Source organism: Nocardia vermiculata NBRC 100427, from assembly GCF_001613265.1.
GTDB classification, from domain to species: Bacteria; Actinomycetota; Actinomycetes; order Mycobacteriales; family Mycobacteriaceae; genus Nocardia; species Nocardia vermiculata.
This window is the reverse complement of record NZ_BDCA01000026.1, coordinates 26,934-47,379: the sequence shown is the minus strand read 5'-3', so window position 1 is coordinate 47,379 and position 20,446 is coordinate 26,934. Positions and strand designations below refer to the sequence as shown.

The following is a 20,446-nucleotide window of genomic DNA, read 5'->3' as shown; positions in this document are numbered from 1 at the left end:
CGGCCCCGCACTGAGCCACCAGATTCTCTCGTGCCCCATGCTGGACGATCGAATGGCAACCCCCTCGACTCATATGCCCGACCCTGACAGCGCCGGTTTTCGGCAGTCCATCGGCACAGCGTGGACTGCACTGCTGGGTGACGCTGCCGGGACCGAGGAGGCATCGGTCTACGCGGCGCCGGCCCGAGCCCTGGACCTTGCGGGTCTTCCGCCCGCGTACATCGATGTGGGCGGAAGCGAGATCTTCCGCGACGAGGCGATCGACTACGGCAGGAGACTGTCGGATGCCGGTATACCGGTAGAACTCCACGTGTGGCCGGGTGGCTTCCACGGCTTCAACAGTCTCGTACCGCATGCAGGCGTATCCCAGGCCGCCAATGACGCCAGATTGACGTATCTGAAGCGCGTTCTACTGTGACTTTTCCTCCCTGACGCCACCGCCGACAACACCGACGTTCGTCTACGCAGGTGCCGTTCCGGGATGCATCGACCACTCGCCCACGCGAACCTCCATACCGGAAACTACCGTGCAGGGCAGTCGCACGACATCGAAACACCACGACCTACGGCGCGACGTTGTCGATGCCGCCTTCGCACCGAGCGGGACTGGCACTGTCAGGTTCGGCCTGGATAGCGTGCATGCATGCAGGACCACCTCGACGACCTCCGCTTCGCCCACGTCATCGCCGACACTGCGGCCGCGACGAGCACCGAACGCTTCAAGAAGTTCGGCCGCGAGCTGGATACGAAGCCTGATATGGATGTGGCGCGCGACGCCGAGACGGAGGTGGAGAAGCTCATCCGTGGACAGCTGCAGCGTTCCCGCCCGCGCGACGCGGTCCTCGGTGAGGGAGAAGGGTTGGAGGGAACCGGACCTCGCTGCTGGGTGATCGACGCCGTCGACGGTCTCGAGAACTTCGCGCGCGGCGTCCCGGTGTGGGCCACGCAGATCTCCCTGCTGGAATTGTCCGAGGGCGGATACCGCCCGGTCGTCGGGCTCGTCTCCGCTCCCGCACTCGGGCGTCGCTGGTGGGCCGCGAAGGACCACGGCGCCTTCACCGGCCGCAACCTCTCCTCGGCTTCCCCGCTGCGCGTCTCCCGGATCTCCGCGCTGCCCCACGCCTCGCTCGCCTACTCCTCCCTCATCGATTGGGAAGACCAGGGCCGCCTGGCGGGCCTCCTGCACCTTGCGCGCACGGTGTGGCGCACGCGCGCATACGGCGACTTCTGGCCGTACATGATGGTCGCCGAAGGCGTGGTCGATATGTGCGCCGACCCGGAACTGTCACCGATGGAGATGGCGGCGAACGCTGTCATCGTCACCGAAGCGGGCGGCACCTTCACCGGTCTCGACGGCAGCGCGGGCTTGCTCAGCGGCAGCGCAGCAGCATCGAACGGGCTGCTGCACGATGATTTGCTGCGGTACTTGAACTAGCGACAAAAGCTGGCCACTTCCGTTGCTCATAACAAAAAGGTTATACTCGCTCCCGTGGCCTGGCAGATCAGTCTTCATCCGGAGGTGGAGTCGTGGTTCTTGGCTGTTTGTGCAGACGACCCTGAATCTGGCGACCTCATCGAGCTGGCGCTCGACCACCTGTCAGAGGAGGGCCCGGCGGCCGGTCGTCCATTGGTCGACAGGGTCAAAGGTAGTCGTTACCACAATATGAAGGAACTCCGACCAGCTTCTACCGGACGGTCGGAAGTGCGCATGCTCTTCGCATTCGATCCGGCACGGGAGGCGATTCCTCGTTGCCGGAGACAAATCCGGAAACTGGCAGGGGTGGTACTACGAGGCAATCCGCTTGGCCGACAAGCGCTTCGCGGAGCACCTGGATGCGTTGGAGGAGCAGCCATGACTGCAAAACTCACCAAATGGAGCGAGGTCGAAGCCAAGGCGCGCAGCGCCGACAGCCGCACCGAAACGGAGCGCGCGACCGCGCGAGAGCACGCCCGAGAGCGGCACGATGCCTACCTCCGCGGCCACCAACTCGCAGAAATCCGAAAGTCGATCGGGCTGACACAGACAAAACTCGCCAGCATCCTAGGGATTTCGCAGGCCAGGGTGTCGAAGATCGAACAAGGAAAGGTGGCCGGTATCGATACGATCCGCGCCTATGTCTCCGCCCTCGGCGGGTCCGTCGACGTCGTCGTCACACTCGGCGACCGCACCTGGAAGGTCGCCTGAACCGAGAACTCGATGAGTCACCTCGGCTTCATCGATCCGAGCCTGTGGATCGCAGGCGGGCAGTGAGCCGTTGCCGCACATCAGGCCAGTCTTCCGCAGCCACAGAGAACATCACGGAGTCACGCACCGTGCCGTCCGCGCGTCGGTGGTGACGCCGTAACGTTCCTTCGTGCCGGGCGCCGAGCCGGGCAATCTTTGTTTCCGGGTTAACCACGGTTGCCCACGCCGTGGGCGTGTAGAGGGTGGCACCTATCTCCAAACGTGCATCGCGCACACTCACATCGAGATACGACGTAGTCCCGACGACCGCACCTGCGGGAAGGCCGGCAACGGCGCGTCGGATGCGAACCACCCAGGTATGCCACTCGTCGCGCGCCTGCCATGCCCGCAGAAGCTCCTCGAATTGCTGCCGATCGCCGGGACGTCCGGCAACATGCACCCCACACGGCATCGTGGTCGAGCGCTCGGAACAAGCCGTCCGCGTCGGTTGCCGGGTCGGCGGGGCTCAGCGCCAACCAGCTCGGTACCGGCGGCAACCGGCCAGCTCAGTTCCGGCCAGAAAGAATCGTCGGGTCGAGGGTCAGATATCGGGACGAAGCGGCTCGAGTCGGCGATCGCGGTCTCTTCCACAGCTGCGACTATAGAAGGAGTTCCCGATCGACCCGGCCGCCAGTGGTTCTCGGGATCCCCGACGGTATCGGCGGCAGCGCGGGCCGTGAGTCGGACTCGCAGTCTCCGGTGCCGAGCAAGTCATCGCGATCAAGGCTCACCTCCCGGCCCAGGGCGTCCCTCGATCTCGGCCTGTAACAGTTCGAGCAGTGCCGGGAATCGTTGCCTCAGATCCGAGCGCCGCAGCTGAGCCATATTGCTGTTTCCGCGATTGACCTGGTGAATCAGGCCGGCTCGGCGGAGTACTCGAAAGTGATGTGTGAGTGTGGCTTTCGAGACGGGCAGTTCGAAGGAGCTGCAGTGACGTTCAGTTCCCTCGGGTTCGGCCAGCAAGGTGAGGATCACCCGCCGGCGGTGCTGATCGGCCAATGCCGCGAACACCGAACCCAGGGTCATTTCCTGCACGACGGGTTCGTCATTGTCGGGCACCCCGCCACCTCCTCACCTAAGGTACGTATTGCATCGTACCTCTTCGACCGTTATCGTCGATAGGTATGGCAACTACCATACCTATCGCCTCGTCACCCTATGCCCTGGTCGGCTTTGCTCGCCCCAAACCGGAACGTGCCGAAGAGCTTCGGGAGTTGTTGCTGTCGTTCGTCGCACCGACACGTACCGAGGACGGCGCTCTCGAATACCACTTCCACGAGGACCGCGACGAACCCGGAACGTTCGTCTTCTACGAGGTCTGGCGTTCGAAAGCCGACCTCGACAAGCATCTGGCGCTACCCCACATGAAGGAGTTCTGGGACAACCGGATGGACTATCTCGAACAGGACCTCGAGATCCGGTGGTTGAACATGCGCAGCCCTTACCCGCGTTGAGATCCCACCCCGAGGTGGTTCCCCGACTACCGCGACCGAGGCGATGTGGCGACCACGGCAGGTCGAACCGCTCGACTACGCCGCGGCTTCCAGTTCCGTCCGCTGGTCCGTCTGCGCGGCGCGCGCTGCCGCACGATTCTCGATCGTCCTGACAAGCTGTTCCGCCATTTCACGCGCTGTCGTCCTCACCGCCTCGGTCACGGCCGCCTCGGCCGGCAACCCGGCCACCGTCCCACCCGTCATGAGCCATCAGTTCCCCGGACGGTCGGCGCCGGGTGAAGACGTCGGGGCGGACCGAAGTACGCGAAGTAGTGGAGATGCGCACAGTCGGTGCCCACATACCCCGGTCTCAACAGGTGAGGGCCGGATCCGCGGTGGTTGAACTACCATAACCTCATGTCGTGCCCCGACGTGGAACGTCCCGAACTCCCCGAGTACATGACGTGGGAAGAACTGTCGGCGCTGCCCGAGGAAGTGGCCGAGCGGATCGAACTCTGGGACGGTCGCGTGGTCTGGTTACGTCGGGGTCCCCACGAACACCAAGAGTTCACGAACCTGATCTGGAACGGGCTGCGCACCTGCGCCAAGTCCGCAATGACGACAGATCTCGAGCGGTGCTGGAGAGTGGGTACCGAGACCAACGTGTTCTTCGGCCGCACCGGCATGTCGGATTTCGTCACCCCGGACTTCATGATCTACAAGTGTCAACCCGAGCCATACCAGTACGTTCGATCCGACGGGGTGGTCCTGGTAGGTGAAGTCCTCTCACCGTCCAATTCCGATGCCGACATGGAAGCGAAGAAGGCCCGCTACGCCCGAGCCGGAATTCCGTGGTACTGGGAAGTCACCCTGGCCACGCACCGCAGCGAAATCGCACACATTCATGCCTACACGCTCGTCTCGGAAGTACACCCACCGGACCCCGGCATCACTGTGCTGCACCGCGCCAACTACATTCTCGCCGGAGCTTGGTCCCCCGGCGACAGCGACGCGGTCACCATCGATCACCCGTTCCCGATCAGGATCCCTTGGGCCGAGCTGGAGTTCTGAGCTATCGGTCGCCGGGGAGATCCCGGCCGGCCGCCCGCGCAGCGGTTCTCAGCCGATCTCGCGCCGTCATCAACGCGAACCCCAGCAGATTCAGCCCCTCCCACTCCCGCGGACTCTCGGCCCGCGGATCGTCGACGGTCATGCCGATGCCCCAGATCCGATCCACCGGGCTCGCCTCCACCAGCACCCGCTCCCCGGTGTTGACAAGGAAATCTCGAAGCCGCTCGTGCTGACCGAATTTGGCGGTATTCGCAGCGACCACGATCGCGTATCGCCGTTCGTCCCAGACCTTTTCGTCGAATCCGCACACGATCCTGCCGAGTGACTTGGCCTCACCCGGCGTTTCGGCCGCTACGATGCGCTCGGCCGCCGCCGAGTCCTCGAACAGCATCGCCTTCTTCCACATCATGTAGTGCTCGGCCGTGCGGAAGGATACGTCGTCCAGGGTGAACTCCGCGGGCCACCACTGGCTCAGGCATTCCGCGCCGACGAACCCGTCGCTTCTCGGCTGGTGGCCCCAGAACGGCAGGTATTGCACCCGCGCACCGGCATCCAGGAGGTCGATCAACTCGGTGACGGTGCGCGGCTGCATTCCGGACAGTCTGCCCGACGCTTTTGCTTGTCGCACCGGGTTTTCGATTGTGTTCGCAGAGGAGGTTCCGGCTTGTACTGATGTCACCGGTTGACCGTCCGCTGGTGTGGGCACGTGCCGCATGATGGCAAAGGCCGTGCCGTGATCCGGGAGCTACTTCCTCGTAACACCCGTTGCCCGGCCCGCGATCCAGCATCGATAGCCGAGGGAAGTGTGGTAGGGGTTTCCTATGGGGAGCAAAAATGCAGGCGGCGGGTCCAGTGCCGTCGCGGCATCCGCGCATGCCGCCTGCGCACGGTTTCGCGGCACCGATCCGCTGGTGATCGGCCGCACTCGCCGTGCACTCGCCACCGATGTCGGCTTCGCCGACGATTCCGGTCGCATTCCGGAGGCGCGCTGGATGCGCGCGATGACCTTCGAACATCTGGTGCGTGACGACAAGTTCGTGAGTGAGATCGCCACCACTACGGTCGGGCGGCTGGGGTTGGATCGGCCAACCTCGGTGGTCACCGCGAATGCGCTGGTGTGGTTGGACAAGACCGCGGCACTGTTGGCCGAGGCCCACGCCCGGGCGCTCCGGGACGGCGCGGCCACGCTGATTCACGGGCCGGCCATCCCGTTTCCCGGCTTCGAGAACGATGAGGCCACCGAGGTCAAGCCCGACTTCGCGGTGGTGGCGCCGGCCGCGGACGGAGAGCGGAGCTGGCTGATCGTCGGTGACGCCAAGGATTACGAGCGGGTGCGCTCCCGGATCCAGGACGCCCGCCTGCTGAAGGGTTTTCTGCAGGTCGCGCTCGGCGCCGAGGCGGCCGAGGCGTGGTCGCGACTGCCGGCGGGGATGTCGGTGCACACCCATGGGGTGCTGGCGGTGCCGCGCAACGCCTTTCTGCAACCCGAGCCGCTGGTGGAGCAGCTCGACGATCACCGTGCCGAGGTACGGATGCGGGTGGCGGAGCGCAGGCTCGAGGCCGAGAGGCAACCCTACGACGAGTCGGAGGGGCTGACCCGCTACGTCGGCCACCTGCGGTCGGCGTTCGATCCGGCGAGCTGTCCGACGTGCACACTGTTCTCCTACTGCCGCAACGAACTTCGCACTTCGAGCGATCCGGCCGACCTGCTGGTCGAACTCGGGATCGCCGATGTGCGTCCCCAGTTGGTCGGCGTCGTGACCGGCGACGGTGGCGGTGAGTCGGCGCCTGCGTCGGTGGTCGCGAATGTGACCGCCACTCGGGACGGGGTCGCGCAGTCGACGGGGCAGCGGCGGATCGACCCGGCGGGACTGCCCGGCACGATCAATGTGGTGATCGCCAAGTCCGATACCGCCGCGCTCGGTATTCACGGGATCGGACTGCAGCGCGTCACCGCGGCGGGACGGGAACCGTGGCAGCTCACCGTTTTTCGCGATCGGCAGTCGTCTCCGTATACCCGGCGCGAGGTGATGCGCCTGCTCGGAGCCGAACTCGGCGAGGCGATGGCCGAACAGCGGCCCGCACACGCGCCGGTGCATCTGGTGGTTCCGGATCCGTCGACGGCCGATGTGCTCGCCTCGATCGCCGACAATCTGGCCGGTATCGAGCTCAGCCGGTTGCGCTGGGAACACGACCGAGCGATGGGACGTACTCCCCTGACCTTCGACGGTGAACCGGCCGAGATCCCGTCCGCGCTGCGCGAAACCGCGCGGACCGCGGTGTCGTTCCTCCTCGAAGAGGACCGGGCGCGCGCCTTGGAGTTGCGCTCACCCGTCGTCGATCTGCGTGAAGCGCTGGCCCAGCACATCGTTGCCGGTGGGCCCGCGGTCGCGGCACAACGCTTGGACTATCTGGTGGGGTGGGCCGAAGGAGAACGGCTGGACCCGCGTGAATTCGAGGACCGGATCGAAGCCTGCGAACACACTCCGGGCGCTCGGTTGACCAGCGGGCGATCGGATTCCATCTATGCCGCGCTGGTCGGCGGTAGCGGTGCGCCCGCGGATCCGGCGGTGTACGAGGCGCTGGTGACCGAGGAGTTGCGGTACAAGTGCGCGATTCTCGAGCGCGGGTTGGATGTGCTCGAGGCGGTGGCAGACTCGGCTCTGCGCGAAGTGCATCGGGCGATCGAGAGTGATGCGCAGGCGGTGTGGCGCCGGCGGCTCGCCCTGCACGCCTCCGATCTGGTGCGGTTCGGGCGCACCTATCGGTACTGGCGCAATTCGCTGGTGCCGGTGATCGAAAGCGACGGTAGATGCCGGGATCAGCTACTCGCGCTGGGGAATCCGCAGGCCGCCTCCGACCGGGCCGCGGCGGCCGGTGAGCGGTCGATCGTCAACGCTACGGTCGTGCAGCTGAATCCGATCGTGCTGCGGGTCGAATCGCGTCGCATCGGAGACGGGTCGAAAATTGTGCTGCTGCATGTCAACGGTGATCCGTGCGTCGAACAGCCGGGAATCGAATTGACCGTCCAGAAGGGCAGTTTCAAGTTCACCGGGCTGGCGATCGGCCCGCTGTCGGACGTCGGTACGCCCCAGCAGTTCGAGTGGACACCACTGAGCGTTCCGGCGTTGTCGGTGGGCGATCGGCTGGTGGTCGCGGACTTCGCGTGGTTTTCGAGCAACAAGACCTACAAGGCCCTCAATGTCACCCGCCCCAAGGCCGACGAGATCTCCTCTCCCAGGGCCACCTGCGAACCCGGCTTCTACACCGAGGATCCCGAGGCACACCAGTACTGCTGCCGGCCACACGAGAACTTCGAGGCCGATCGGGCCGATCAGCTCGCCGAACGCCGCGCGAACGGTGAACTGAATCCGCAGATCTGGCCGCCGGTGGTCGACGCGGATGCATTCGAGGTGACCGCCGCAGGCGCACCCGTCGCGAATGTTACTGCTGCACAAAGTGTCCCGATCCCCGAGGACATGACGATGGACGACCTCGAATGACAACAGAATTCGTGCAGCCGCCGCAACGACACAGCCAGCGGGTGCATCATGCGCAGGCGGCCGCGGGCAATGCGGCGGTCGCGGACAGAGCCGCCGCCACGCTACGCGACGCCTTGTCGGGCACCGCGGACATCGATCGTGTTCTGATCAAAGCTGCCGCGGGAGCCGGTAAGTCCTACGTGCTGGCACAACTGGTGGCCGATGCGGTCGCGCATCCACGGTCCGTGCGGGTCGCGATCGTCGCCTTCACCAACAAGCAGATTCACCCGCTGGCAAAATCGATCGGACGCAGCCTCGGTAGGGACCGCGTGTGCCTGTTCGTCTCCAAGGATCGCCTGCCCGACGTTCCCGACGACGCCGCAGCACATGCCACCGTGGCCACCAGCACCGCCGATATTCCGGCCGAGGCCGTGGTGGTCATCTCCACCTCGCACAAGCTCGGTGCGATGGGTGAGGCGAAGCGGTTACAGGGACATCTGGGGCCGTCCGGGCACGAGGATTTCGTGTTCGACGTCCTGTTCGTCGACGAGGCGTGGCAGCTGCCGCACCATCTGTTCGACAAGGTCGCCAAGATCGCGCCGATCACCGTCGGTGTCGGCGATGTGGGGCAACTGCCACCGCTCGAGGTCGGCACCAATCCCTGGCGCGGCGACCCCGGCTACAACCCTTACCGTGCCTGGCCCACCGATTTCGATTCGGACGAGCGCACCTGGTCGGTGGAACTTCCGGCGGTGTGGCGGCCTGCTGCCGGGCATCTGGAGCTGTGGCGGGCCTTCTATCCCGAATGGGACGAGCTCAATTGTGTTGCGGCCCCGGGGGATCGGGGCCTCGCGGTCGGCGCGGGTCTGCCGGATTCGAGCGCACGGATCTGGCAGCAGGTGGGAACCGGTGTGCCGACGCTACTCGAGATCGACGGACTGCCCGATCCCGAGGCGGCGGATGTGGACCTTCCGTTGATGCAGGCGGTGGAGTCGTTGCTCCGTGATCTTCTGTCCGCCGGGTTTTCACTTCGACAAGCCGAATACGACAGCACCGGCACTCCGACCGGTGTCACGCTCGACTCGACACCGGGCGATCACCGCGGCGATCCGCTGATCACGATTCTGGCGACCCGGAACCAGGCCGTCGACGACGCAACCGATGTGGTGCAACGGCTCCGCGCCGACTACTCCCTCGCCGACACCGACATCGTGGCATCGACGGTCGACTCCTGGCAGGGGCAGACCAACGGGATCACCATCGCGGTGCATCCACTGAACTCGGCCGTAGCGCTGGACGAATTCAACTCGGCATTCGGCCGGTTGGCGGTGACCTGTACCCGAGCCACGCACGGGCTGCTGATGGTGACCCGGCCCGGGCTCGCCCGGCTACTCGGAGACTCTCCGGCACGCCCCGGAACGCCGTTCGGCGAACCGGGCACCCGGCAGTTGCCGCGCCAGACCCACCACCGCATCCTCGACACCTTCGCCCGCGGGGTCTGGAACCTCGCCTGAAGGGTCACCTCCGCTGCAGCTCATTGCCCCCGGCACGGCCGTCCTGCGCGGTCTACGTCAGCGTCTGCTGGTGTTCCTGCCGGTAGGCGACATGCTCGTCACTGCGGCCCTCGTGCAGCTTGCGGACCCATTCGGGGTCGGCGAGCAGGGCACGGCCCAGTGCCACCACATCGAATTCACCCTCGGCATGCTGCTCCAGCAGTCGGTCGATGCGTGTGACCTTCGAATCTCCCTCACCGGTGAAGGTCGTAGTGAACACCTTGTCGAGGCCGACCGAGCCGACGGTGATCGTGGGTAGTCCGGTGATCTTCTTCGTCCACCCGGCCAGGCCCAATTCGCCGTCCGGGCCGGGCAGTTCGGGGAATGCAGGCTCCCAATGGCGGCGGGTGGACGGATGCAGGACGTCGACTCCCGCTTGGACGAGCGGAGTGAGCACGCGGGCCAGTTCGTCGGGGTTCGCGGCGATGCGGGCGCGGTAGTCACTGGATTTCCACTGCGAGTACCGGAACACGATCGCGAACTCGGGGCCGACGGCGTCGCGGATCGCGGAGACGACCTCGGCGGGGAAGCGCACCCGGTTCTCCAGCGAACCGCCGTAGCTGTCGGAGCGGACATTGGTTCGCTCCCACAGGAATTGGTCGAGCAGATAGCCGTGCGCACCGTGCAGTTCGATGCCGTCGAATCCGGTCGCCTTCGCGTCGACCGCGGCGTCGACCCAGGCATTACGCAACGCTTCGAGGTCGGAGGCCGTCAGTGCGCGGCCGGCCGGGGCACCGTCGAGGCCGAGCCCCGAGGGACCGACGGATTCGACATCCGGCTCGAGTTCCGGCTTGTCACCGCGCGCGATACCGAGATGCCACAACTGCGGGATGATCTGCCCGCCCGCACCGTGCACCGCATCGACAACCGCTTTCCAGCCCGCCAGGCTCTGTTCCCCGTACAGGCGCGGCACGGAGGTATCGGGCCCGGCAGCCCGGTCCGGGATATAGGTGCCCTCGGTGATGATCAGCCCGACACCGCCCGCCGCACGCCGCCGGTAGTACTCCGCGACATCCTGGGTGGGAATGCCGTCCGGGGAGAACATGCGAGTCATCGGCGCCATGGCGAAGCGATTGGGCAGGTGCAGCGATTTCACGTCCAGCGGCTCGAACAGGCCGTCGACGGGCAGCGATGTATCGGTCACAGGCGAAGCAACCGTGTGCGGTTCGACGGCTATTCCGGGCTGTGAGATTTCTTCCGGTCCGCTCGCACAGGAATACGTCCGCCGGCCTGCCGCGGCTACACCGTGGACCCGACCGGTTACGGTCTCGAGGCGCAGTATCCGGTGTCGCGAAGGGGTCCACGAGCCGACCTGCAGTACTCACCCGAGGATGTCCTGATCGTCTGCGAGCCCACTCCGATGACGTACGTGGTTACTCGGGGACGAGCGCGTAGACCTGAACGATGAAATCCTGTGTGGCCCCGGAGGGTTCGGCTATATAGAACCCGCGGCGCGACAACGACTTCCGCTCCATCGGCATACGGGTCTTCGCACCGGAGACGATATTCGACAGTACGCGTCGATCGTAGTTGGCCCGCACATCGACCATGACGCTGAACCGGATCTGTTCGGTGCCCGGGCCGGTACGCCACAGGAGACCGTCCGCTTCCTCCGGAACCTCGGCCAGGGAGAAGTTCTCACTGGACCGCGCCTTCTGAGCCGATCGCGGTTCGCGATCCGACCGAACCTCGGCGACCAAGACCTCCCGCATTGCTGCTCTCCCTTGCGTCGTGCCGACCGGTGCGCTCCTCGAGCCTATCAACCTGCGACCGCATTGCGGAGCGTTCGGGAGCTCCGAAGCCGTTGCAGAGCATTCGGTCCCGCGTCGGAGCGGTTATCCCTCCGGGTAGAACACGAACAGGGTGCACCCGGAGGTGCTCGCGGGGATGTGCCAGCTTCCCGCTGGTGCGTGCAGAAATGTCCCCTCCGGATAGTCGCGCGCGCCGTCGTTGAAGGTGCCCGCCACGACATAGACCTCTTCGGGGCCCGGTCGATGGACGTCGCGATGCGGCCAGGTGGCGCCGGGGTCGATTTCGACCACGTTGGCATGGGCGCCGGTGGGGCTCTGCCACAGGGGGCGTATCCGGATTCCGGGGAAGAGTTCGCGGGCGCGTACCTCGGCGGTGGTGGTCGAGGTGTAGCCGGGTTGAGCGAGGATTTCGTGACTCATAGCTGCCACGGTGCCGGAGGCGAGCGGCGATCGACAGCGTCATAGATGACATCCAGGGGTACAATCTTGCCATGCATCGTGTGGTGGCGTTGGTGCGACCGGTGCAGTCGACGTTCGAACTCGGTTGCGCCGTGGAAGTCTTCGGGACGCTGCGAGACGGCGTCCCGCAGTTCTACGAGTTCGAGGTCTGCACGCAGCTTCCGGGCCCGGTACCGACCAGCGCGGGATACGCAATCGCGGTGGAGCGGGATCTGTCGGCGCTGGACTCGGCGGATACGGTGATCATTCCCGGCTGGCTCCCCGTCGAGACACCGTTGCCGGCCCCGGTCCGGCAGGCATTGATTCGCGCACATACCCGGGGCGCCCGACTGGTCACGATCTGCTCCGGCGTGTTCGCGCTGGCTCGCACCGGCCTGCTGGACGGTCGCGCCGCGACGACGCACTGGGCGCGGGCCAGGCAGTTGGCGCGCGAGTTTCCGCAGGTTCGAGTGGAACCGGATCGGCTGTACGTGGATCACGGTGATGTGGCCACCAGCGCCGGGGCCGGCGCCGGAATAGATCTGTGCCTGCATCTGGTCCGTGCCGACCACGGCGCCGGGCACGCTGCCCTCATCTCACGGCACATGGTGCTGCCGCCGCATCGCGACGGCGGGCAGATCCAGTACGCACCACCGCAACCCGCCGCCGCCGACGACGAGATGAACGGTCTGCTGGAATGGGCCGAGGGGCAGCTCGACAGCTCGCTGTCGGTCGCTGATATGGCCGCACATCTCAATGTCTCACCCCGTACGCTGGCGCGCCGGTTCACCGAGCAGCTCGGCACCGGCCCGGGCGGGTGGTTGCTGTCCCGGCGGGTGGCGCAGGCGCGACACTTGCTGGAGGAGAGCGATTTACCGGTCGACGCCATTGCCGCCCGGGTCGGCCTCGGCTCGGCGGTGAATCTGCGGCGGCGATTCCGGGATCAGGTGGGTACTACACCGAGTGCGTACCGGCGCGCTTTCCGCGGGTCGCGCGAGGCTTGACCTCGAGTCGGCTCGAGGTCGTACGGTCTCCCTCGACTGATCGTCACGAACGGGAGAACGAGCAATGATTCTTGTCACCGGAGCGACCGGCAACATCGGAAGCGCACTGCTGAAGCAACTGAGTGCCGTCGGCGCCGGGCCGCTGCGCGGGCTCACTCGGGACCGGTCGCGGGCCGCGTTCCCTCCGGGGGTCGAGATTGCCGAAGGCGATCTCACCGACCATGTTTCGGTGAAGGCCGCGATGGACGGGGCACGTTCGTTGTTCCTCGTCTCGCGGATCGGACCGGATGCCGATATCATCGCCGCCGCACGCGAAGCCGGTGTCGACCATGTGGTACTGGTGTCGTCGATCACCGTGCAGACCCATCCGCATCTGGGCCCGGCCGCCGAGAATGCCGCCGTCGAGCGACTGCTCGAGGACAGCGGCATGGAGTGGACGATCGTGCGGCCGACACAGTTCGCCTCGAACACCCTGATGTGGGCGGAAGGCATCGGTGAACATCGGCCCGTCCGTGCACCGTTCGCCGATATCGGCCTGCCCACCATCCATCCGGCGGATATCGCGTCCGTGGCACGCGTCGCCCTCACCGAGCCGGGCCACCGTGGGCAGAAATACGCTCTCACCGGACCCGAACCGATCTCGGCACGGCAGCAGGCGGCGGCTGTCGCCGCCGAGTTGCGACGAGAGATCGAATTCGTCGAGATCAGCCGTGACCAAGCATATTCCGGCATGGTGGCCGCATTCGGCGCCGAGGCCGCGGATGCCGTGCTGGATGTGACGGGCGGTGATGTCAATGCCGAACTGCTGCAGGTGCGCGACACGGTTGCGCGTGTCACCGGTCGACCGGCCACACCGTTTCGGCAGTGGGTCGCCGAGAACGCCGACGCTTTCCGCTGAACCGCAGCAGGACCGCACCACTACCCGTTCAGTGCACGCATCGCCGCGGCGCGCGCCGCCGCGCGGTCGGTCTTACCGCCGGGCCCCAACTCCAGCCGGTCCACCACGACCACGTATTCGGGAAAGTATTCCTTGCCCACACCACGGGATTCGAGGTCGCCTGCCAGGGTTTCCCGGTCGAGAGCAAGGCCGTCGGCGAGAACGACGACCGCACAGACACGTTCGCCGTAGACCTCGTCGGGAATGCCGACGACGGCGGCGTCGGTCACCGCGTGATGATCCCGTACCTGCTGCTCGATCTCGGCGACCGACACGTTCTTGCCACCGCGGATGATGAAATCGGAGGTGCGACCGACCACGCGTAACCGGTCCTGCGCATCGATTTCGACGATATCGCCGAGCAGCATCCATCCGTCGCGGGTATACAGTTCGGCGTTGGCGTCCGCATCGTCCCAGTACCCTGCCGAAACCGTCGGCCCGGACACCGCGGGGCGGCCGCGGCGGACCGCACCGACCACGTCGACGCCGTCTTCGTCGAGTATCCGGACATTCGCAGCACGAAGGATCCGGCCGCTGGTACGCAGCCGGGTTTCGGAATCATCGTCGACGGTGGTGCGGCTCACCGCGCCGCACTCGTTGGAGCCGTAGAACTGCAGCACCTTCGCCCCGGTGCGCTCCTCGAATTCGCGGGCGTCGCCGTAGGGTACGGCCTCACCTCCGGTGTAGAGCACGCGCAGGCTCGACAGATCCCGGTCTCGCACCGACGGTGCGCGCAGCAACATCTTGAACTGCGTACTGACGCAACACAATACGGTGACACGCTCCCGTTCGATCAGCATCGCGACCTCGTCGGCATCGAACCGCGCGGTCACGACCACGGGTATGCCGAGCAGGGCCGGGAGGAAATGTGCCGACCACAGGCCGAATCCGTACGGCGCCGGAACCACCGAGCACACCACGTCGTCGGGGCCGATCCGCGCGCCCAGCATCGCCTCGTGCGCAAAGGCGGTCCATCTTCGTTCGTTGTGCGCAACCACCTTGGGCAATCCGGTGGTACCGGAAGTCGAGTTCAGGATCGTGATATCCGATGGCGCGAAAGAACCCCCCGCCGGGGCGGTTTCGGAACACGCCGGTTCGGACCGCCGATGGCGGGTGAGGGCGCCCGGCTGTTCATCGGCGATCACCACAGTGCTCGGAAACACCCCCTCCGTGCCCAGCTGCTCGACCAGCTCCTGCCACGAGCGGTCACCGACGGCGGCTACGGTGACCAGCACCGTGGACTCGGTGCGCCGCATGGTGTGGGCGATCTCGCGTATCCCGGCCCGAATTCCGATCGCGGTGGCGATCCGGCCCGCGCGGTAGCATCCGCACAGCGCGGCATGCACAGTGGCAGTGTCGGGTAGCAGCAGCGCGACCCGCGATCGCCAACCACCTGTGTCACGGACCGCGTCTGCGAATTCGTCGGCCCATCGGTCGTATTCGCTCCATGTGGTCGAACCACTGGCGGTGATGAATGCCGGCTCCTGTGGAATCGACCGGGACCACCGGCCGACGATCTCACCGATCGACAACCCGTCGTACGGATCGGTCGAAGACACATAGCTCCCTGGAAAGATCTCATCCGTTGCGCGACTCATCGCCGTGACCACCTCCATCGCCTATCGCTGTCGAGGATAGGGCCACACACCTCACCCGCGGGATCCGTCCCCCAGGCCGAGCGCCCTGCCTATCTCGCCGAGGCATTGCTCGTAGAGGGGTTCACAGTCGGAGTAGGCGAAGTCGAGTTGGTGCAGGACTTCCATACACAGCAGGCCGTAGAGCCGGATCCAGCAGGTCAGGAAGACGTGTGCGGCAGCAGGCGGTAGCCGATGGTCCGTCAGCGCCGAGTAGGTGTCGAGCTGTTCGGCGAGCGAACCGGGCAGGTCGCCGAGCTCGGGAACCGGGAAGGGGCGGGTCTGCCACAGTTCCACCGTCAGCTCCAGCAGGACCTGCTCGAACCGCCTGCCGGCCCGATGACGCCCGGAGTCGGTGTTCCGGTTGGCCGGGCTGATCGGCGCGGCGAAGATCCAACCGAATTCGGCTTGATGAGTGACCGCCCAGGCACGCATGGCACGGCAGACCACCAGGATGCGGTCGCCGACCGGAGCATCGGCCTGTGCGTCTCGGGCCTGCTCCATCACCGCGGTCAGCTCGTCGAAGAACTCCGCGGTCACCGCGCCTACCAGGGCGTCATGGTTGTCGTAGTAGTGATAGAGGGCCGGGCCACTCATCCCGACCTGCCTGGCGACGGCGTTGACGGTTACCGCGGCCGAGCCCTTGTCGATCAGGAGCGTACGGGCCGCCGCATGGATCTCCGCCACCGTCGCCTTGCGGATTCGCTCGCGCCGTCCCGCCGTGCGTGTCGCCATCGACGCACCCCTTCTCTCGTTCCTGCTATCCGTTGACATCCTAGAGCTTCTATGTTTGTTTAATGCCTCTAAGTAAATCTACTACCTCTAGGAGACTGCCGTGAAGCGCCGGTACCGAATCCTGCTGTTGGTCACCCTGCTGATCGCTGCGGCGTGGTGGCAACAGTCCAGATCCGCCCACACCGGAGGGGGCCGGCGATGAAGGCCTTGATCGTCGGCGGTGGTATCGGCGGGCTCGCCACCGCAGTGGCTTTTCATCAACGCGGCTGGGAGGTCGAGGTGCTCGAACGGTCGCCCGAGTTCACCGAAATCGGTGCGGGCCTGTCGATTCAACCCAACGGTCGCCGAGCCCTCGACACGCTCGGCCTCGGCGACCTCGTGCACGGAACTCCGGCCGAGCCGCTGACTGGAATCCGCCGCGTGGACGGCGCCTGGCTGGTCCACAACGACACCGACGCCCTGCGAAACCGTTTCGGCCCCTGGGCCACCCTGCATCGCGCAGCCCTGGTGGACGCCCTGCGTGGCCTCATCCCGCATGCAGTGCTACGGCCGGGGACAACCGTGCACGAGGTACTGGCCGACGGCACTGTCCGCCACGATGGTGGCACCGCCTCGGCAGATCTGGTGGTGGGTGCCGACGGCGTGCACAGCGTGACCCGGAGGTCCGCGTGGCCACAGGCCCCCGGGCCGCGCTACCTCGGATATACGACCTGGCGACTGCTCACACCACTTCCGGTGACCGCCAGCGCCGAAATTTGGGGGCGCGGGGAACGTTTCGGATATGCCCCCATGCCCGACGGCCGGACCTACTGCTATTCGATGGCGAATGCCCCAGCGGGTTCCCACGCAGGTCTGGACGAGCTTCGTACGCGGTTCTCACACTGGTGTGCCCCGGTGCCGGATCTGCTGAACGGCGCTACGGCGGGCGACGTCCTGCAGCATGACACCTACGAACTGCCGCCACTGCGCAGTTATGTCGTCGGCAAGGTAGCTCTCGTCGGGGATGCGGCCCACGCGATGGCGCCCAACCTGGGACAGGGCGCATGCCAAGCGCTCGAGGACGCGGTGAGCCTCGCCGATATGGTGGACCGGCTCGGCGTGGAGGCGGGCGTGACCGAATACGATCGCGTGCGCAGACCGCGCACCCGGACAGTAGCCCGGCTCTCGCGGCGGGCGGGCGCTCCCGCGCACTGGAATTCGCCGACGCTCAACACGTTACGCGACGCCACTCTTCCCTTGCTGCCGGCCGCACTGTTCGGTCGCTCGATCACCCCCACCTATACCTGGACGTTGTAAATACCGACCGGTGCGAAAGCCAATGCGCGCCGCCGGCTCGAACGCCGCAGGTAATGGGCCGCCACACCGACCGGTAGACCAGTCGCAGCGGCTCGGGCCGACACCGGTCGCGCCTGACACACTTTCACCGACAGACCGAACGCACCGCGTCGAACGCTCAGGGAGCGGCGTTGCGTTCGGCCCGTTCCAGCTCCACCGCACGCCGCATGACCTCGCGTGCCCGGGTCCGGTCGCCCGCGTAGTCGTAGGCGCGGGCGGCACGGTAGTTGGTGCGCCAGTTGTCCGGGTCGGCTTCGTATTCCTTCTTTACCTGTTCGAACAGTTCGTCGGCGGCGGACTTCTCCAGGCGGCCGGACGGGCGGCGGGGCAGCTCGGAGGTGTCGAGTTCGAGGCCCTCGTCGTGGATACGGCGGGCCAAGCGCTGATGAGCCAGGGCGGCGCGGATACTGGCACCGACCACCCAGACGCCGACGATCGGCAGCAGCAGCACGCCGACACCCATGCCGATTGCGGCGCCCTTACCGGTGCCGATCAGTTCGATGGCGATGCGGCCCAGCAGGATGAAATAGAAGGCCAGCGCGACGACCAGGAAGGCCAGCAGGCCGACGGTGCGCAGCACCTGCCGGCCGCTGTCGCGTTCGGAGGCACTCACAGGTCGAGCAGCGGATCGAGTCCGACGGTCAGGCCCGGCCGGGTACCGATCTCACGCACACCCAGCAGCACACCGGGCGCGAAGGAACTGCGGTCGATCGAGTCGTGGCGGATGGTGAGAGTCTCCCCCTGGGTACCGAACAGCACCTCCTGGTGAGCGACCAGACCCGCGAGCCGCACCGAATGCACGTGCACGCCGTCGACGCTCGCGCCGCGGGCGCCGTCGAGTTCGGTGGTGGTGGCATCGGGGCTCGGGCCCACACCTGCCTTCTTGCGGGCATCGGCGATGATGCCGGCGGTGCGGTATGCGGTACCCGAGGGAGCGTCGGCCTTGTTCGGGTGGTGCAACTCGATGACCTCGACCGATTCGAACCAGCGGGCGGCCTGTTCGGCGAACTTCATCGACAGCACGGCACCGATAGCGAAGTTGGGGGCGATCAGCACACCGGTGCCGGGGCTGTCGGCGAGCCAGCCGCGGACCTGCTCGAGGCGGGGCTCGTCGAAGCCGGTGGTGCCGACGACGGCATGGATACCGTGTTCGATCAGCCATTTCAGATTCGGCATCACCACGTCGGGGTGGGTGAAGTCCACGACCACCCGGGTGTCCGACTCGGTGAACGCGTCGAGCGCATCGCCCTTGTCCACACCGGCGGACAGCTCCAGATCACCGGCCGCTTCGACCGCATCGCAGATGGCCTGTCCGACCTTGCCCTGCGCGCCGAGCACGCCCACCCGGATCCGGTTCGTTGTCACCGTGAACTCCTCACTTACCGTGCCGATGCGGTCACATGCCCTCGAGTGCCGTGGCCGACGCTGCCGTTACCTCGAAGCCTATCGGGCGGGTGTTCGGCCGCCGTCACACCGGTCGCCCGGAAGTCACTTGAATCACCCGGCAAGCGCTCCGGCCGGTCGCCGACCGGGCACACGGCAACTCAGCACCGGCTGCTCGCCCCGGACCGGGTTCGGTGAACTGCGCATCGCCGGCGTATCGGCGATCCGTCCGGACCGCCGATACGTCAGTCGAACACGATCACCTGACGCAGTGCGTGACCAGCGGCCAGCTCGTCCATCGCACGATTGATCTCGCCGAGACCGATACGCGCGGACACCAGGCGTTCGACCGGTAGCTTGCCCGCCCGCCACATCTCGACATACTTCGGGATGTCGCGCGACGGCACCGCCGATCCGAGATAACTGCCGACGATCGAGCGCCCCTGAGCCACCAAGCTCAGCGGGGAAATACTCGCGCGAGCATCGGGGTGCGGCAGTCCGACGGTGACGGTGGTGCCGCCGGGTGCCGTGGCGGTCACCGCGGTGTCGAAGGCACGCACATTGCCCGCCGCTTCAACCACGACCTCGGCCACCACCCCCTGCTCGACTACCTCGGCGGGGGTGAATGCCCGGGTGGCGCCGAGCTCGCGGGCCAGCGTGAGCTTTTCGGGAACCGTGTCGACGGCGATGACCTCACCGCCGAGGCTGTCGCGCAGGGACGCGGCGACCAGGACCGCGGCCATCCCCACGCCGCCGAGCCCGACCACCATGATCCGGTCATCGGGGCGCGGCGGCGCCGAATTCAACAGTGCCCCACCGCCGGTGAGAACCGCGCACCCCAGGACGGCGGCGACTTCCGGGGGGACGTCGTCGTCGACCGGGACCACCGAGCGCCGGTCCACGACCGCGTGCGTCGCGAACCCGGAGACGCCGAGGTGGTGGTGGACCGGCTCGTCGCCGCGGTGCAGCCGGCGCCCGCCGCCGAGCAGCTCGCCGTCGTTGTTGGCCACACTGCCGGGGACGCACGGGGTGCGCCCGCCAGTGGCGCAGCCCGCGCAGTCACCGCAGCGCGGCAGGAAGGTCATCACCACGCGCTGCCCGATCCGCAGATCGCTGTCCCCCGGGCCGAGCTGTTCCACCCGACCCGCGGCTTCGTGGCCGAGCAGCATAGGCACCGGTCGCACCCGGTTTCCGTCGACGACCGACAGGTCCGAGTGACACAGACCGGCCGCCTCGATCCGCACGAGCAGCTCACCGGGCCCCGGCTCGCCCAGCTCCAGTTCCTCGATCGCGATCGGGGTCGACTCGGCGTAGGGAACAGGGTCCCCGATCCGCTCCAGCACAGCACCACGAATCTTCATGAGGCCGACGCTACCGGGCGACCGGATTCCAGGCGCCGGATCGGTCCGCTCGAACGCGGCCGCCGGCGCAGCTCCGTAGCGCGAACCCGGTGCGACCGGCGCCGC

20 protein-coding genes are annotated in these 20,446 nt (G+C 66.6%); 10 read left to right on the top strand and 10 right to left on the bottom strand.

All coding sequences use genetic code 11. The features are described from left to right. From NV2_RS23610 to NV2_RS32860, 3 genes are all read left to right on the top strand, one after another. Positions 1 to 418 (top strand): alpha/beta hydrolase fold domain-containing protein (locus NV2_RS23610; RefSeq protein ID WP_157103042.1); only part of this gene is annotated, 418 nt, incomplete at its 5' end. A gap of 225 nt (positions 419 to 643) precedes the next feature. Beyond that, positions 644 to 1,435, top strand: coding sequence for an inositol monophosphatase family protein (locus tag NV2_RS23605; protein ID WP_067878537.1), 792 nt, complete (start codon positions 644 to 646; stop codon positions 1,433 to 1,435). 54 nt (positions 1,436 to 1,489) lie between these two features. After that, positions 1,490 to 2,185, top strand: coding sequence for a helix-turn-helix domain-containing protein (locus NV2_RS32860; RefSeq protein ID WP_307613577.1), 696 nt, complete (start codon positions 1,490 to 1,492; stop codon positions 2,183 to 2,185). A gap of 759 nt (positions 2,186 to 2,944) precedes the next feature. Here the strand turns inward: NV2_RS32860 and NV2_RS23595 are convergent. After that, positions 2,945 to 3,283: an ArsR/SmtB family transcription factor gene (locus tag NV2_RS23595; RefSeq protein WP_067878531.1), complete on the bottom strand. Its 339-nt coding sequence runs from the start codon at positions 3,281 to 3,283 to the stop codon at positions 2,945 to 2,947. Positions 3,284 to 3,348: 65 nt separating this feature from the next. On the opposite strand from NV2_RS23595, the gene NV2_RS23590 reads away from it, so the two are divergent. Together NV2_RS23590 and NV2_RS23585 are read left to right on the top strand one after the other, a co-directional pair. Continuing rightward, positions 3,349 to 3,678 carry a putative quinol monooxygenase gene (locus NV2_RS23590; protein WP_067878527.1) on the top strand — a complete coding sequence of 110 codons (330 nt, stop codon included), beginning with the start codon at positions 3,349 to 3,351 and terminating at the stop codon, positions 3,676 to 3,678. A 396-nt stretch (positions 3,679 to 4,074) separates the two neighbouring features. Continuing rightward, complete coding sequence (locus NV2_RS23585) at positions 4,075 to 4,728, top strand: Uma2 family endonuclease (protein WP_067878524.1); 654 nt, start codon at positions 4,075 to 4,077, stop codon at positions 4,726 to 4,728. A gap of 1 nt (position 4,729) precedes the next feature. On the opposite strand, the gene ybiA is transcribed toward NV2_RS23585, so the two are convergent. After that, complete coding sequence (gene ybiA, locus NV2_RS23580) at positions 4,730 to 5,320, bottom strand: riboflavin biosynthesis intermediates N-glycosidase (RefSeq protein ID WP_067878521.1); 591 nt, start codon at positions 5,318 to 5,320, stop codon at positions 4,730 to 4,732. A gap of 229 nt (positions 5,321 to 5,549) precedes the next feature. On the opposite strand from ybiA, the gene NV2_RS23575 reads away from it, so the two are divergent. Together NV2_RS23575 and NV2_RS23570 are read left to right on the top strand one after the other, a co-directional pair. Next, a complete protein-coding gene (locus tag NV2_RS23575; protein ID WP_067878519.1) occupies positions 5,550 to 8,231 on the top strand; it encodes a hypothetical protein in 2,682 nt (893 codons plus the stop codon). Next, the gene (locus NV2_RS23570) at positions 8,228 to 9,724 is read left to right on the top strand and encodes an AAA family ATPase (RefSeq protein ID WP_067878517.1); all 1,497 of its coding nucleotides are present in this window, start codon (positions 8,228 to 8,230) and stop codon (positions 9,722 to 9,724) included. Before NV2_RS23575 ends, NV2_RS23570 begins: the two co-directional genes overlap by 4 nt. A gap of 52 nt (positions 9,725 to 9,776) precedes the next feature. Here the strand turns inward: NV2_RS23570 and NV2_RS23565 are convergent, their stop codons facing one another. From NV2_RS23565 to NV2_RS23555, 3 genes are all read right to left on the bottom strand, one after another. Next, positions 9,777 to 10,907 carry an NADH:flavin oxidoreductase gene (locus NV2_RS23565; RefSeq protein ID WP_067878513.1) on the bottom strand — a complete coding sequence of 377 codons (1,131 nt, stop codon included), beginning with the start codon at positions 10,905 to 10,907 and terminating at the stop codon, positions 9,777 to 9,779. A 229-nt stretch (positions 10,908 to 11,136) separates the two neighbouring features. Further along, positions 11,137 to 11,475, bottom strand: a complete 339-nt coding sequence (locus NV2_RS23560) for a hypothetical protein (protein ID WP_067878511.1) — start codon at positions 11,473 to 11,475, stop codon at positions 11,137 to 11,139. 123 nt (positions 11,476 to 11,598) lie between these two features. Further along, on the bottom strand, positions 11,599 to 11,934 hold the full coding sequence (locus NV2_RS23555; RefSeq protein WP_067878508.1) for a cupin domain-containing protein: 336 nt from the start codon (positions 11,932 to 11,934) through the stop codon (positions 11,599 to 11,601). 71 nt (positions 11,935 to 12,005) lie between these two features. Between NV2_RS23555 and NV2_RS23550 the strand changes: the two genes are divergently transcribed. Beyond that, a complete protein-coding gene (locus NV2_RS23550) occupies positions 12,006 to 12,956 on the top strand; it encodes a GlxA family transcriptional regulator (RefSeq protein ID WP_067878506.1) in 951 nt (316 codons plus the stop codon). Between the two features lie 64 nt (positions 12,957 to 13,020). Then, positions 13,021 to 13,854 (top strand): SDR family oxidoreductase, encoded by an 834-nt coding sequence (locus NV2_RS23545; RefSeq protein ID WP_067878503.1) that lies wholly within the window; start codon positions 13,021 to 13,023, stop codon positions 13,852 to 13,854. Positions 13,855 to 13,874: 20 nt separating this feature from the next. Here the strand turns inward: NV2_RS23545 and NV2_RS23540 are convergent, their stop codons facing one another. After that, positions 13,875 to 15,452: a class I adenylate-forming enzyme family protein gene (locus NV2_RS23540; protein WP_245662750.1), complete on the bottom strand. Its 1,578-nt coding sequence runs from the start codon at positions 15,450 to 15,452 to the stop codon at positions 13,875 to 13,877. Positions 15,453 to 15,542: 90 nt separating this feature from the next. After that, positions 15,543 to 16,262 (bottom strand): TetR/AcrR family transcriptional regulator, encoded by a 720-nt coding sequence (locus NV2_RS23535; protein ID WP_067878500.1) that lies wholly within the window; start codon positions 16,260 to 16,262, stop codon positions 15,543 to 15,545. Between the two features lie 198 nt (positions 16,263 to 16,460). Here NV2_RS23535 and NV2_RS23530 point away from each other — a divergent pair, with 198 nt between their 5' ends. After that, the gene (locus NV2_RS23530) at positions 16,461 to 17,558 is read left to right on the top strand and encodes an FAD-dependent monooxygenase (protein WP_067878497.1); all 1,098 of its coding nucleotides are present in this window, start codon (positions 16,461 to 16,463) and stop codon (positions 17,556 to 17,558) included. 157 nt (positions 17,559 to 17,715) lie between these two features. On the opposite strand, the gene NV2_RS23525 is transcribed toward NV2_RS23530, so the two are convergent. The 3 genes from NV2_RS23525 to NV2_RS23515 form a co-directional block, all read right to left on the bottom strand. Then, on the bottom strand, positions 17,716 to 18,210 hold the full coding sequence (locus NV2_RS23525) for a hypothetical protein (protein WP_067878493.1): 495 nt from the start codon (positions 18,208 to 18,210) through the stop codon (positions 17,716 to 17,718). After that, on the bottom strand, positions 18,207 to 18,962 hold the full coding sequence (gene dapB / locus NV2_RS23520) for a 4-hydroxy-tetrahydrodipicolinate reductase (protein ID WP_168436180.1): 756 nt from the start codon (positions 18,960 to 18,962) through the stop codon (positions 18,207 to 18,209). The genes NV2_RS23525 and dapB overlap by 4 nt, the downstream gene beginning before the upstream one ends. Before the next feature lie 263 nt (positions 18,963 to 19,225). Further along, positions 19,226 to 20,341, bottom strand: coding sequence for an alcohol dehydrogenase catalytic domain-containing protein (locus NV2_RS23515; protein ID WP_067878555.1), 1,116 nt, complete (start codon positions 20,339 to 20,341; stop codon positions 19,226 to 19,228). Between the last annotated feature and the right edge of the window lie 105 nt (positions 20,342 to 20,446).